Annotated in this window: 9 protein-coding genes; 3 read left to right on the top strand and 6 right to left on the bottom strand. The window is 44.9% G+C overall.

Translation table 11 applies throughout. The features are described 5' to 3' along the window. Positions 1-130: 130 nt before the first annotated feature. Both C9991_RS16960 and C9991_RS02990 read right to left on the bottom strand, forming a co-directional pair. Positions 131-361 (bottom strand): four helix bundle protein, encoded by a 231-nt coding sequence (locus C9991_RS16960; RefSeq protein WP_106811130.1) that lies wholly within the window; start codon positions 359-361, stop codon positions 131-133. A 77-nt stretch (positions 362-438) separates the two neighbouring features. After that, the gene (locus C9991_RS02990; RefSeq protein WP_106811129.1) at positions 439-1,668 is read right to left on the bottom strand and encodes a nucleoside recognition domain-containing protein; all 1,230 of its coding nucleotides are present in this window, start codon (positions 1,666-1,668) and stop codon (positions 439-441) included. A gap of 355 nt (positions 1,669-2,023) precedes the next feature. Here C9991_RS02990 and C9991_RS02985 point away from each other — a divergent pair, with 355 nt between their 5' ends. After that, positions 2,024-3,883, top strand: a complete 1,860-nt coding sequence (locus C9991_RS02985) for a fibronectin type III domain-containing protein (protein WP_106811128.1) — start codon at positions 2,024-2,026, stop codon at positions 3,881-3,883. A 24-nt stretch (positions 3,884-3,907) separates the two neighbouring features. After that, positions 3,908-6,712: a C10 family peptidase gene (locus C9991_RS02980; protein ID WP_106811127.1), complete on the top strand. Its 2,805-nt coding sequence runs from the start codon at positions 3,908-3,910 to the stop codon at positions 6,710-6,712. A 152-nt stretch (positions 6,713-6,864) separates the two neighbouring features. On the opposite strand, the gene C9991_RS02975 is transcribed toward C9991_RS02980, so the two are convergent. From C9991_RS02975 to folP, 3 genes are all read right to left on the bottom strand, one after another. Then, complete coding sequence (locus C9991_RS02975; protein ID WP_106811126.1) at positions 6,865-8,814, bottom strand: DEAD/DEAH box helicase; 1,950 nt, start codon at positions 8,812-8,814, stop codon at positions 6,865-6,867. Between the two features lie 419 nt (positions 8,815-9,233). Further along, positions 9,234-10,007 carry a diadenylate cyclase CdaA gene (gene cdaA / locus C9991_RS02970; RefSeq protein ID WP_106811125.1) on the bottom strand — a complete coding sequence of 258 codons (774 nt, stop codon included), beginning with the start codon at positions 10,005-10,007 and terminating at the stop codon, positions 9,234-9,236. A gap of 45 nt (positions 10,008-10,052) precedes the next feature. Then, positions 10,053-10,886, bottom strand: coding sequence for a dihydropteroate synthase (folP, locus tag C9991_RS02965; RefSeq protein ID WP_106811124.1), 834 nt, complete (start codon positions 10,884-10,886; stop codon positions 10,053-10,055). Between the two features lie 110 nt (positions 10,887-10,996). On the opposite strand from folP, the gene C9991_RS02960 reads away from it, so the two are divergent. Further along, on the top strand, positions 10,997-12,337 hold the full coding sequence (locus C9991_RS02960) for a UDP-N-acetylmuramoyl-tripeptide--D-alanyl-D-alanine ligase (protein ID WP_106811123.1): 1,341 nt from the start codon (positions 10,997-10,999) through the stop codon (positions 12,335-12,337). Between the two features lie 204 nt (positions 12,338-12,541). Here C9991_RS02960 and C9991_RS02955 read toward each other — a convergent pair whose 3' ends face one another. Then, on the bottom strand, positions 12,542-14,059 hold the full coding sequence (locus C9991_RS02955; protein ID WP_484256660.1) for a butyryl-CoA:acetate CoA transferase: 1,518 nt from the start codon (positions 14,057-14,059) through the stop codon (positions 12,542-12,544). Positions 14,060-14,210: the final 151 nt, after the last annotated feature.

Raw genomic sequence — 14,210 nt, 5'->3', positions numbered from 1 at the left:
ATTTTACATTATTTTTATTCTTTATTTTATTAACGATATTCACCAATGTTCCAGTTATGGTCTTAGCATCATTAAGCATCGACTCATATTGTTTAGGCGATATTAAATCAGTTTCGTAAAGCAATTCAAGTCAGTATATAGTTTCGGCAGCTTCTTTTAAAGCGATGCTTAATTTGTTTATATAGTCAGCATCACTTTGGGCAAACTGGCTTTCTGCAATATTGGCTCCTATACTTGTTCCGCAGCGGTATATTTGTTTAGACATTACATATTCTTTTTTCCCCTCTTTAAGATATATGTATAGTTTTATAATTCTCAATGCGAAATTCTTGCTCAATTCATAAACAACGCTCCTCCCCATCCATTCTTTTTTTATTGTATTATTGTATTCCTTTTCCCTTTCCCTTTTTACTCTTTTCCCTTTTTACTCTTTTACCTTTAAAAGAACATATAGCATATCGCTATCGCCGCCACTATTCCTGCCAAGTCGGCAAGCAAGCCGCAAGCTACAGCATGGCGTGTGTATCTTATGCCCACACTACCAAAGTAGACAGCGAGGATATAGAATGTAGTATCGGTAGAGCCTTGGAATACGCAAGCCAGTCTGCCTACAAATGAGTCGGCACCATATGTAGTCATAGCGTCTACCATCATACCTCTTGCACCACTGCCCGAAAGCGGTTTCATAAAAGCTGTAGGCAATGCTCCTACAAAGTCGGTATTGCCGCCAAGGGTAGATACAAGCCACTTAATGCCATCTATAAGCATATCCATAGCACCCGAAGCTCTGAATACACCTATGCCCACAAGTATAGCCACGAGATAGGGAATGATGCGCACGGCAGTTGTGAATCCTTCTTTTGCTCCTTCTATAAAAGCGTCGTACACGTTAAGCTTCTTCCTCATTCCAGCAAGGATAAACACCACAATTATTAGCATCAGTAAGATATTAGCCACCGATGTGCTGACAACATTCATCTGTGCTTTGTCCATCTGTGCAAATCCCCATATAATACCAGCCACCACAGCCGACATACCTCCTAAGGTAAGGAGCATTGTGCGGTTTAAGAGATTAATGCGTTGGTATATAGATGTAACCACAATGCCCGCCAATGTAGAGAAGAATGTTGCGAGCAATATTGGTACAAATATATCGGTAGGTTGTGCTGCACCCATCTGTGCACGATATACCATTATGGAGACAGGTATCAATGTTAGTCCTGATGTGTTGAGCACGAGGAACATAATCATTGGGTTTGTTGCAGTATCCTTCTTAGTGTTAAGTTCTTGCAATTGCTCCATAGCCCTCAGACCAAGTGGTGTGGCAGCGTTGTCTAATCCAAGCATATTGGCAGCCACATTCATGAAGATACTACCAGTTACTGGATGTCCCTTCGGAATATCAGGAAACAGACGTGTGAATACTGGCGACAGTACCTTTGCCAATACATTAACCACGCCTCCTTTCTCACCTATCTTCATTATACCGAGCCATAAAGACAGCACACCAGTAAGTCCGAGTGATATCTCGAATGCTGCCTTAGATGAATCGAATGTAGAGTTCATTATTGCCGGAAATACCTCAACATCGCCCATAAACACCAATCGTACCGTTGCGATGACGAAGGCTATGAGGAAGAAGGCTATCCAAATGTAGTATAGTACCATTGTCTATGATGTTTTGCCTGTATATTAATGATGTATATATATTAATTTGCAAAAGTACATCAATAAATTGGAAACAGAAAATTAACGCGCTATAAACATTGCCGTAGTGTGTCAATTTATCGAATATTATGCTGTTATGGCTGTCTATAGGGTTGTAAATAATCGGTTATTCTTTCATCATGCTTGTCTCGTCAAACAATATATGTTTCGATTTCAAACATATATATTATTTTAAGTATTAAAAAATACAAACATAATAGGTGTTTTGAATATTCTTTGTATATTTGCAACCTATTCGCTTATAACGTGATACGAAGTGTTACTTTCGATTTTTTTTAATTAAACCCTTTATTATATGACAAAACGACTACTCTTATCGGCACTTTTTGCCACAGTGTTTGCTCTGTTCAGTTATGCTCAGGACAATAACGACGAACTCACTACAGTTTTCAGTGAGAACTTCGATGCCTTTACTGAAGGTTCGGAGGATGCTCCAGGCACGACAGATATCTCTGGATATACTGGCAAGCTCAAGAAAACAATAGGTTGGAATGGTTCTAAGGTTTACGAGGCAGGCGGCAAACTCCTTATTGAAGACGGTGGCAAATTGCAGACAAGCTATTACAATCTCTCTGCCAACAGCGGTATCTTCAAACTTTCAATGCGTGTAAAGAGCAAGGACAGTTATGGTTCTTACTTCACTGTAAAGGTTGGTTACAGTACAACCAAGAATGTTCTTATCGATGGCGATGGATGGAAAGATGTTGCTATTGTGCTTGATGGAGGCAAGTCAAGTACGCAGATAACAATAACATCCATAATGGGTGGCTACTTAATAGATGAGATTAAGGCAGAGACAGGAGCTTCGCTTGTAGGTGTTCCTGAAGCTATGCAGCCTTCTCAGGCCGATGGCACATCGTTTACAGCCAAGTGGGACAAGGCTGCAGCCGCAAGCGTATACCTGCTTGATGTATATTCTAAGGCAGAAAATGGCGACAAGAACTATGTATTGCATGATGAGGAGGTAAAATCTTCATCGGCATATCAAACAACTATTACACGCAAGGTTACGGGTCTTGACGCTAACACTACCTACTATTTCCAGGTACGTGCACGCAATGCCAATGGCAATATTTCCGACTATTCGAAGGAGATAAAGGTTATTAAGGTGTTGGAGAGCATAGCTGCTCCTAAGGCTTTGCCTGCTACTGATGTTACTGCTACATCGTTTACAGCCAACTGGGAAGCCGTAGCCGAGGCTAAGAGCTACAATGCCTCATTGTATTGTACAAAGACACTTGCTGAAGACGCAACTGTAAATGTTATAACCGAGGATTTCTCTAAGATTACAGCAGGTTCTCTTGAGTCTATAGAGTTTGGAATCATTTCAGGCTATCTCAACGATTATACCAATACGCCAGGTTGGTATACCGAGTATCCTGCCTTTGCAAATGGCTATTTGGCTCTGTCACCATACTCTGGCAATGGTCTTGTGCGCACTCCTGCCCTCGATCTTGCTTTGGCTAATGGTGCATTTAGTGTAAACATTAATATGGCTGAAGGCGCATACGGTAGATATTATGCCGGATACAAGGTTACATTCAATCTTTATGACGGCAATACCGAAACTCCAGTTGAGACAAAGACCGTTACACTTGAGCAAGGTTTCAAGGACTATACAGTAGAGTTTACAAAGGGCACGAAGGAGTCGTATGTAGAGATTGTTTATGGCGGTAATAATAATAATAAACTCTTCATCGACAATATAGTCGTTGCACAGAAGCTTGCCGCTGGCGAAAGCTATACCCAACTTGTTGAGACAAAGGAGAAAATTGAAGGTACAAGTTGCACATTCGATGCCGATCTTGCCAACAAGAGCAACGCTTACTATTATGTTGTTGAGGCTGTAGGCGAGACTGTATCAAGCGACAGCGAGATTGTAGACATATACTCTGTTCCATCTAATACTGTAAATGTAGTATACGATGCGGCAACAAGTATAAGCCTTGCTCCGGCTCAGGCATCAGCCAATGTAGCAGTTCAGGGTGGCAAGGTTGTAGTTACATTGTCAGCCGATGCTCCTGTAGCAGTATACAGCCTTGGTGGAAACCTCATTGCCAATATTGCCGCTAAGGCAGGTGTAAACACTATCGATACAGCAGAGCGTGTAGTCATTGTAAAGGTGGCTGGCAAAGCTTATAAGGTAGCAAAATAAAACATAGAAAATAATAAGAACAATATGAATAAGCAGAAACTATTTATGGCTCTTCTGCTTGGTCTTACCACTTACAATGCTTCTGCCTCTCCAGTAAATCGTGCCGAGGCAGAACGCATTGCAAAGAGTTTCATGCAGAAAGGGCGCAACGCTGTTGTGCCCTTTCGTCTTTTAAAGACCAACGCTGCTAAAGCCAAGAATGTTGCTGGCACAGATGTCCAGCCTTACTATGTGTTCAACTCAACTGCCTCTAATGGTGGTTTCGTCATTGTCAGCGGTGAGGACCGCTTTGCCACTGTACTTGGCTATTCGGATAAAGGTACATTCTCCATAGACGATGCTCCTGACAATGTGCGCCAATGGATGCAACAATATGCCCGATATGTTGAGGCTTATTGGGCTAATCCTAATCTTGTAGCCAAATCACAATCGGTTGAAGCCGAAAGCAATGTTGTGGTGGCTCCTCTACTTGACAAGATAGAGTGGGGACAGGATTATCCATTCAACCTCCAGTGTCCTACATATACCGATGCTGGCAAGACGGTACACTATTATACGGGATGTGTGGCTACTGCTGCTACACAGATTATGCGTTTTTGGAAGTATCCAAAGCACGGAACAGGCGAGAAAACTTATACCGCAAAGGGAATGACACTTTCTGCCGACTTTGGTTCTACAACATACGATTGGGCTAATATGCTTGAGGCATATCCTAAAGGAGATACATCGTTCACCCCAGCGCAAACCAAAGCAGTAGCTACACTTGCTGCCCAGTTTGGTGTAGCAGTTGAGATGGAGTATGAAAAGGCTGGCAGTGGTGCTGTGCCTATGCTCGTGCCGGCTGCATTGAAGAACTACTTTGGCTACGATAAGCGTACCACAATGCTTAAGCGTAGCTACTATTCCACTTCAGAATGGATGGACATAATGCGCAATGAGCTTGACGCCGGACGTCCAGTATATTATGGTGGAGCAAGCGATGCGGGTAGTGGCGGTCATGCTTTTGTGGCAGATGGCTACGACTCTAATGGTTATGTGCACATCAATTGGGGATGGTATGGCAAGAGCAATGGTTTCTTCCTTATCAATCGTCTTAATCCTGACGATCTTGGCGAAGGTGGCGGCAGCGGTGGTTACAATCTCGACCAAGAGATGGTCATAGGTATTCAGCCTCCTACAACAAGCACCGATGATACTTTATGGCCACTCTACGGACCAACACGTCTGAGTATCATACCTACAGGCAACACATTCACGTTGATGACATATCTTGAGAATCTTGTTCCTGAGGCATTCAACGGCACATTGGCTGCTGTAGTAACCAAGGACGCAAAGGTGCTTAGCGTGCTTAAGGAGGAGAGTGTAAGTGTGGCTGCATACAAGAACGGCAATTCGGGTACAACAAGTGTAACAATGCGCGATATCCCAGTAAAGGTTGACGGATTAGCAGATGGCAATTATGAGGTGCGCTTTGCCTTCAAGGCTAAGGATGCCAATACATGGCAAGTATTGCGCCATTACAGCGGACTTCCACGTTATGCCGACATGACTGTAAGTGGTGGTAAGGGCACAATTATTGGTATACATGCTATCAAGCCTAATGTAACTCTGTTGGAACAGTTAAAGTCTGACGGCACCTTGCATGCCGGAGGCAAGGCCCTTATTACGGCACATGTACGCAACAACAGTACAGACATCCGACTAAAGAATGTAGTGATACGTTTCCAGTCTATTGACAATCCTGCTATGTATGGCGAGTCGTCTGCATCGGTTAGTGTATATGATGAGAGCGAGGCATTGTTGCAATTGCTTGTTGATGTAGACGAGAAACTGAAGCCTGGCAGATATGAGGTGACTGCTTATGAGAAGGGCTTTGCCGATTATCCATTTGATGATTCTGCTGTAGGACGTGCTTGTATGGAGATAGTCTCTGCTTCTGACAAGCCAGTGCTGCGTGCCACAACTCCAGTGGTATGGCAGAATAAGGAGGGAGAGAAGAAAGCCCTGCAAGGTGATGATGTGCTGATGGCTGTTAATGTGCGCAACTACGGCGTGACTGGTACTGCTGGTATTGTGGCTCATATGCGCGATGTAAACAATGTCGACCGCGACTTTGTTTTCCTACAGACTAACGTTACCTTGGACAAGGGCAAGGATGCAAATGTGCAATTCTATCGTCGAATGGTGGTCGATCCTGGTACATACGAGGTTTGGTTCAGCGGTGTTGATGCTGATGGCAAGGAGCTTGTTATCGACAACTACACCTCGCCTACATACATAACTGTGGAAGAAAATCCTGATCTTAGTCTTAGCGTTACCGACACACAGATGCCGTCATGGCTTATCATAGGCGAGAAGACGCCAGGCAGTGTTACATTGCATGCTCAGAAGAATTTCACGGGCACTATATACGTGCGTGTACGCCAGCTTACCAACAAGAGTGGAGAGATTGTTACAATGGCAAGCAAGTCTCTTAAGGCTGGTGAGGATGTAAAGCTTTCGTTCAACTACAAGCCTTCCGTGGCTGAGGGTACATATATGCTCATTGTGGAGACTAAGGAGAGTGGTGTAGAAAAGGCTGTTGGTGGTTGCGACAATTACTATCGCCTAATAAACATTGGCACCAAGACAGGCATCGACAACATTGCATCTGATGCTACTTTGAATGGTCGCATACTCTCGTACAGTATATATAATGTAGACGGCAGTCTTGTGGCTAACGGCGGTGCCGATGCCTCTGTCGATACACAAAACTTGCAGCCAGGTGTGTATGTACTGAAGGTACGTACCGATAAGGGTTGTGTTACGAAGAAGATAATGAAGCGATAATATTGTGGCTGAAGTTTAGTCCATTATACGAAATAAGGCATTAACGTCAATTACACGTTTCTTTCAAGTGTAATAAGCGTTAATGCCTTATTTGTATAATATATGTTTAATACGCAGGTCTTTTAATCTGCGTCGATAAAGAGCCTTATCCCTTACTTCTTTTTAGGCTTGCGGCGAGCCCATCCCTCTTCAGAGAAGTCAGGTTCTTCGCCTACCAACTTGATGTCAGGATTATTGATAAACTGGCGCCAATCGTCTTGTCTACCACTCTCATATCTTGATGCACCACGCTTGCCACGTTGCGAACGGTTGCGTCCTTCGTCCTCATTGCGACGCTTAGATCGCTTTTCGTATGGAGCAAAATCGCTGTTATCATTACGTCTTGCTGAACGTTTGTAGTCATCAGATCGCTTTGCACTGTTACGGTCAGAGCGACGCGAGCCACCACGCTTGCCTTCTCCAGCGGCAGCATTAGTATCATCAGCGTCGTTGCAACGTACGGTGCGGTTGCGATAAGAAGCGCCATTGAGTGCGCGCATCACTTTATCTGCATCCTCTTCAGGTACCTCTATATACGATATACGCGCTAAGAGATCGATGTGTCCTACATCTTGACGGCCGTGTACATTACGGTTTATGAACTGCATAACCTCGCCTGGATAGAAACCATCATCTTTACCAAGATTGATAAATAGGCGGCGATATCCACTCTCTGGAGCTCGCTTCTCGCGCTTTGCAGAACCTGACTTGCGGTCAGAGCGGTCGCGTGATGTAGAAGGCTTAACAATCTCGGGAGCGTTGGCATAATAGTTGAGGAACTTGCCAAACTCCAACGACACAATCTTCTTCAATATATCCTCCTTGTCGTAGAACTCGAAGTGGCGGTTGATATCCTCCATGAACGGGGCAATCTGGTCCTCGTCAACGTCCACCTTCTCAATCTCGTCTATTGCCTTGAACAGCTGCTTAGAGCATATCTCTTGAGGTGTAGGCAGCGTACCGTCAACAAACTGCTTGCCTATAATCTTTTCTACCTCGCGCACACGTCCCTTCTCCTTGGTATGTATAATAGAGATAGATGTACCCTTCTTTCCTGCACGTCCGGTACGGCCCGAACGGTGGGTATAGCTTTCGGTATCGCCAGGCATACCATAGTTGATAACGTGTGTCAGGTCGTCTACATCCAAGCCACGTGCAGCAACATCAGTAGCAACAAGCAATTGTGTGATATGTTGGCGGAACTTTTGCATAGTAATATCGCGTTGTTGCTGCGATAGGTCGCCATGTAGCGGTTCGGCATTATAGCCATCGCGTATAAGTTTGTCGGCAACCTCTTGTGTCTCAGCCTTTGTGCGGCAGAACACGATGCCGTATATGCGTGGATAATAGTCCACAATGCGCTTAAGGGCAAGATACTTGTCCTTGGCATTGACCATATAATATATGTGGTTAACGTTCTCGGCACCCTCGTTGCGCGAACCAACTACAATCTCCTTATAATCGTGCAGGTAGCCCTTGGCTATCTTCTCAATCTCCTTGCTCATTGTGGCAGAGAAGAGCAGCGTGTTACGGTCGGTAGGAACCGACTCGAATATCTCGTTAATGCTGTCAGAGAATCCCATATTAAGCATCTCATCTGCCTCGTCCAGCACAACGTTCTGCACATTGTCAAGCTTGGCAGCGCCGCGATGCATAAGATCAATAAGGCGTCCAGGAGTGGCCACGATAATTTGCGCACCGTGCTTAAGTGCATGAATCTGGTTGATGATTGATGTTCCGCCATATACAGCCACGATGTTGATGCCCTTGATATACTTGGCAAACGACTTAAGGTCGTCGGCTATCTGTAGACAAAGCTCGCGTGTAGGTGATATGACAATAGCCTGAGTGGTGCGGCTATTAGGATCTGTACGTTGTAATAGAGGTATACCAAAGGCGGCAGTCTTGCCAGTTCCGGTTTGTGCAAGCGCAATTACGTCGTTGCCATTGCCTAACAAATAAGGTATTACTTCTTCCTGTACGGGCATTGGATGTTCAAAGCCCAACTCTTCGATGGCGTGACGAATCTCTTCGCTTACGCCCAATTCTTCAAATGTCTTCAATCTAAAATGTTGTTTTAAAAATGTGGATAGGGGTGAATCAAAATAATATCCGACGCTACTCCATAGTCTTCCCCAGCCATGCAACAAGAGGATGTCGTTAGGACAAAACAACTTGAACGAAGACATCAGGTAGCTTCTCGTAAAATAAAAATCCTGAATTCGAGTGCAAAGTTACGCAAAATATTGCGGATTAAGCATATGCAGTCCAAATAGTTTGGTATATTTGTGGTATAATAACACAAAAAGACAGCAATTTAACTTTCTGTCCATCCTTATTAACGCACGAGTCATCATAAAATCAACAGCTTTTTCGTCAAAAGAAACATCCTTGATTTATGAATACGTTATCGTTGGCTGATGAATACGTTATCATTTATTGGCATACCCCAATTCGCCAAAGCGGATTGGGGTATTTACATTTAGAAGTTCATTTCCTTTGACAAAATATTCTCCAGCTTCTCTGCCGACAGTCTCAATTGGAATTGTCCCTTTATGGCAACGCTAATACCTCCGGTCTCCTCAGACACAACAATGGCAATACAATCGCTATCTTGCGAGATGCCGAGCGCGGCACGGTGGCGCAGACCTAATTCTTTAGGTATGTCATGGTTGTGCGATACAGGCAGAATACATCCAGCTGCCCGAATGCGCTTGCCAGTAATAATCATGGCACCATCGTGCAATGGCGAGTTCTTGAAGAATATGTTCTCAATGAGTCGTTGGTTAATGCGTGCGTCGATAAGGTCGCCCGTGTCTACGATGTCGTCAAGTCGCAAGCCACGTTCTATTACGATGAGCGCTCCCACTTTGCCTCTCGACATGTCCATACATGCCATAACAATAGGCATGATAGTCTCCTTGTCTACAGTCGACTTCGACTTGTTGCCCATGAAGAAGAAACGCATAATGGACTGGAACCTCTGATGCGCGCCCAACGAATACAAAAAGCGTCGTATCTCTTCTTGAAACAATACGATAAGGCCTATTACACCTACGCTAACCAACTTGTCCATAATGGCTCCAAGCAAGCGCATCTCCAGCACCTGACTAACAAAGAGCCACACCAGCACAAATACTATGATGCCGATGAAGACGTTGAGCGAACGGCTCTCCTTCATCAGTCGGTAGAGGTAGTAAAGCATCAAGGCGACGAGAAAAACGTCGATTATGTCTTTTATTCCAAAGTCAAACATATGATGAGTTAAGAATTACGAATTAGGAGTTACGATTTTTGGGGGTTACGAATTTGGTGCTTGGAGTTTGCATGCCATCTGGCACACTTCCACAGCCTCCTTCACATCATGCACACGCAATATGGATGCACCTTTCATCAGCGATACGGTGTTGAGCATGGTTGTTCCGTTGAGCGATGTGGTTGGGTCGCCGCCGATAAGACGGTATATCATACTCTTGCGTGATATGCCTACGAGGATGGGCAATTCGAGCTCTTGCAGACGCTCTGCCTCGTTTAGTATCTCGTAGTTCTGATTAAGTGTCTTGCCGAAACCGTAGCCTGGGTCGAGTATTATATCTTTGGCACCCAAGTCGCGCAGGCGTTGCACCTCGGCGGCAAAGTTTATCATCATCTTCTTAAGCGTAGGTTGCACCGACATTAATATATAAGGTACGCGCAAGTCAGCCACAGTCTCAAACATATCACCTTCCTCGTGTATTTCTTGACCCACAATACCTGTCAGTCCGCCTTCCGACACATCGTTTATTATATCGGCACCAAACTCCTCCACACATTGGCGTGCAACCAATGGACGATATGTGTCTACCGATACAATAGCGTCGGGTTGCTCGCGTCGTACTATGGCAAGTGCACGCTTAAGACGCTGTGTCTCTTCCTCCACACTTACAACTTCGGCGCCCGGACGTGTAGAGAATGCTCCCACATCTATTATCTTTCCGCCCTCGGCAATAATTTGGTTGGTACGGTCGGCTATCTCAGTCTCTGTCTGCTTGCGGCTACCCGAGTAGAACGAGTCGGGTGTAGCATTTAGTATGCCCATTACCACTGGGCTCGAAAGGTCTACAAGTTGGCCTCTTACATTTATTGTATATTTCATTTTGTTTCTTTTATTTGTAATCGTATGGCAAATTACGCAATAAAAAACGAGACGACCAAATAAAAAGTATATAAAAATAACTACCTTTGCACACAATAAACCCAAGTAATATGGAAATATCCGAATTATACAAAATCTTCACCGAGCATCCCGTCGTAACTACAGATAGTCGCGACTGTCCTGCCGGCTCGTTGTTCTTCGCCCTTAAAGGCGCATCGTTCAATGGCAATAAGTTTGCTTCTGTAGCCCTTGATAAAGGCTGTGCCTATGCAATAGTGGACGAGAGTGAGTATGCCACAGACCCTCGCTGTCTGCTCGTTGACGATTGTCTGCATACTTTGCAACAACTTGCATTGATGCATCGTCGCACTCTCGGTACCCGCATTATAGGCATAACCGGAACCAACGGCAAGACTACAACCAAGGAACTTACAGCTGCCGTGCTTCAGGAAAAGTACAATGTGCTATATACAGCAGGCAACTTCAACAACGATATTGGAGTGCCTAAGACGTTGCTTCGCCTTAAACCTGAGCATGAGGTTGCTGTGGTGGAGATGGGAGCATCTCATCCTGGCGATATAAAGACCTTGGTAGACATAGTAGAGCCCGATTATGCAATAATTACAAATGTAGGTCGTGCCCATTTGCAAGGTTTCGGCTCGTTTGAGGGTGTTATTCGCACCAAGGGCGAGTTATACGACTTTATGAGAGAGAATCGTTTTGCTTCTGCAACCAATAATGCGCCCGTGCAGCCAGAGCGCGCGGTGTTTATAGATAATGATAATCCTCATCTCAACAGTATTGCCAACGGATTGCGCCTTGTGCGCTATGGATGTGCCGATGCCGACAATCTGTATGTGCAAGGACGTGTTACGGGGTGCGAGCCTACACTCAACTTTGAGTGGAAATCTGAGGCAGACGCCACATGGTACGGTGTGAACACCCATCTTATAGGAACATACAATATTGCAAATATGCTTGCTGCCGCCACTATAGGCCTATACTTCGGCGTGAGCGCACAGCAGATAAATCATGCTCTATCGGGATATGTGCCTTCAAACAACCGCTCGCAGTTTGAGCAGACCAAGGACAACCGACTTATAGTAGATGCCTACAACGCCAACCCAACAAGTATGGCTGCGGCATTAGACAACTTTGCCCAGATCAAGGCCGAGCACAAAATGGTGATTATTGGTGATATGAAAGAGCTTGGAGAGGTTAGTCACGACGAGCATCAGAAAATTGTGGATATGCTTAAAGCATTGGATATAGAGACAGTTTGGCTCGTAGGTGCCGAGTTTGAGCATTGTGACACACCGCAGTCGTTCCGTCTGTTCGACAATGTGGAGCAGGTTAAGGAGGCAATTGCAGCCGACAAGCCACATGGAAAATATATTCTTGTAAAAGGCAGCAACTCTACCAAGTTGTTTGAATTGCCAGAATTGCTATAGCTGTTCTGCCAATTGGCTGAACGGTATATTCTCCCTTCCCTCTTTCACGGAGGAAGGGAGAATATATATTACTTTGCCATTTAATATATATTACTTTGCCATTTAATATATATTACTTTGCCATTTAATATATATTACTTTATCATTTAATATATATTACTGTCTTTTCCAGATTTACTAGACACTTTTTTTGTTATTTGGTCTTTACATATACTCGCCAAAGTCGGTCAGTCTCATGTCTCCCTTGTTCACTAAAGTGTCGTGGAAGGCAAACGCCGCACGCAATGCGCAAGGCTCGTGTCCTTTAGATGCAATGCGCTGATATTCGCGCAGAAGCGGACGATAGTCGGGATGTGCGCAATTCTCTATTATTTCCTCTGCACGACGTGCCGGACCTTTGCCGCGAAGGTCGGCAATACCCTGCTCGGTTATTATAACGTCTACATCGTGTTCTGTTGAGTCGATGTGGCAACACTGTGGCACAATGGCACTTATACAACCGTTCTTGGCAGTGGAAGGCGTGTAGAATATGCTTATAGAACCGTTGCGCTCGTAGTCGCACGATCCACCTATACCGTTCATAAGCTTAGATCCGCACACGTGCGAAGAATTCTCGTTGCCGTAGATGTCGCATTCAAGGGCTGTGTTCATTGCTATTACGCCAAAGCGATGGATAAGTTCGGCCGAGTTGCTAAGCTCGCTTGGGCGCAGCGTTATGCGCGACTTGAAGAAGTCGATATTGTCGTAAACCTTGCGCAGACACTCGTTGCTCACCGTCATGGCAGCAACCGAGGCATGTGCAATCTTGTCCTCAAGCATCATGTCTATAATGGCATCCTGCACAACCTCCGAGAATACCTCGAGCTTAGGCAGCTGAGCGTTGTTGCCTATGGCACGCATAACAGCGTTGCCTGTAACACCCACACCGCTTTGGATAGGGAACATAGATGGCGGAATATGTCCTTTCTTTATATCGTTGAGGAAGAAATCTACCACATGGTTGCCTATAGCTTCGGTCTCGGGTGTTACAGCCTTGAACGAGCGTGCTTCTTCTGGAATACAGCATTCTACCACGCCTACAAGTTTGGAAGGGTCAAGTTCGAGATACTCCTTACCAATGCGTCCGCCCACTGTCAACAGTGGTATGGGCTGGCGATATGGATATTCGGCACACTCGTACTCGTCGTGCAGATAACGTACACGTGGGTCATGAAAGGTGTTTAGCTCAAGTATAACACGTTTGGCAAGGCGCACAATTGTGGGCACTATGCCGTCTGCTGAGGTCAGGAATATTCGCAGCTTGTCGCCCGCATCCTCAATTGCCGACACCTCGATAATAGCCCAGTCGATGTCGCCATAGAATCCGCGGCGCAATCGCTCTGCCATATGTCCAAGGTGCATATCTTCATAGTCGATCTCGCCAAGATTGGCATGGCGGCGGAAATCGGCATTTGTAGAGAACGGAGCACGGAACTTAATGGCATTGGCATTAGCAAAGTCGCCCTCCAAACTTTGGCATGACGATGCGCCGGTGAGGATACCTACCTTAAAAGGTTTACCCGCATCGTGTTCTGCAATAGCACGTTTGGACAATTCGCGAATTACAGCCTTGGGCACGCCATTAGGTGTAAAACCGCTGAATCCGATGTTTTCTCCGTCATTAATCATTGCCGCACCCTCGGCGGCTGTTATCTTTCTGTATGCCATATCCTGATGATGTATTATATTCTGATAAGTATTATATTATAGGTTGCTTGTACAAATTATCATAGGGACATGCAAAGATACACATAATATCGTATAATTATACGGGCGGTAATGTTAAAATGTATAATTATAAACAGATTTGTAATATTTTAGTAACAATAATGTA

The organism is Prevotella merdae (assembly GCF_900290275.1).
In the GTDB taxonomy this organism is placed as follows: domain Bacteria; phylum Bacteroidota; class Bacteroidia; order Bacteroidales; family Bacteroidaceae; genus Prevotella; species Prevotella merdae.
This window is presented reverse-complemented; position numbering and strand designations above follow the sequence as displayed.

Bases quoted from the DNA above. Each gene is read 5' to 3' on its own strand.
- cdaA (WP_106811125.1), bottom strand. From the start codon at position 10,007: ATGTTTGACTTTGGAATAAAAGACATAATCGACGTTTTTCTCGTCGCC.
- C9991_RS02990 (WP_106811129.1), bottom strand. From the start codon at position 1,668: ATGGTACTATACTACATTTGGATAGCCTTCTTCCTCATAGCCTTCGTC.
- C9991_RS02985 (WP_106811128.1), top strand. From the start codon at position 2,024: ATGACAAAACGACTACTCTTATCGGCACTTTTTGCCACAGTGTTTGCT.
- folP (WP_106811124.1), bottom strand. From the start codon at position 10,886: ATGAAATATACAATAAATGTAAGAGGCCAACTTGTAGACCTTTCGAGC.
- C9991_RS02980 (WP_106811127.1), top strand. From the start codon at position 3,908: ATGAATAAGCAGAAACTATTTATGGCTCTTCTGCTTGGTCTTACCACT.
- C9991_RS16960 (WP_106811130.1), bottom strand. From the start codon at position 361: ATGGGGAGGAGCGTTGTTTATGAATTGAGCAAGAATTTCGCATTGAGA.
- C9991_RS02960 (WP_106811123.1), top strand. From the start codon at position 10,997: ATGGAAATATCCGAATTATACAAAATCTTCACCGAGCATCCCGTCGTA.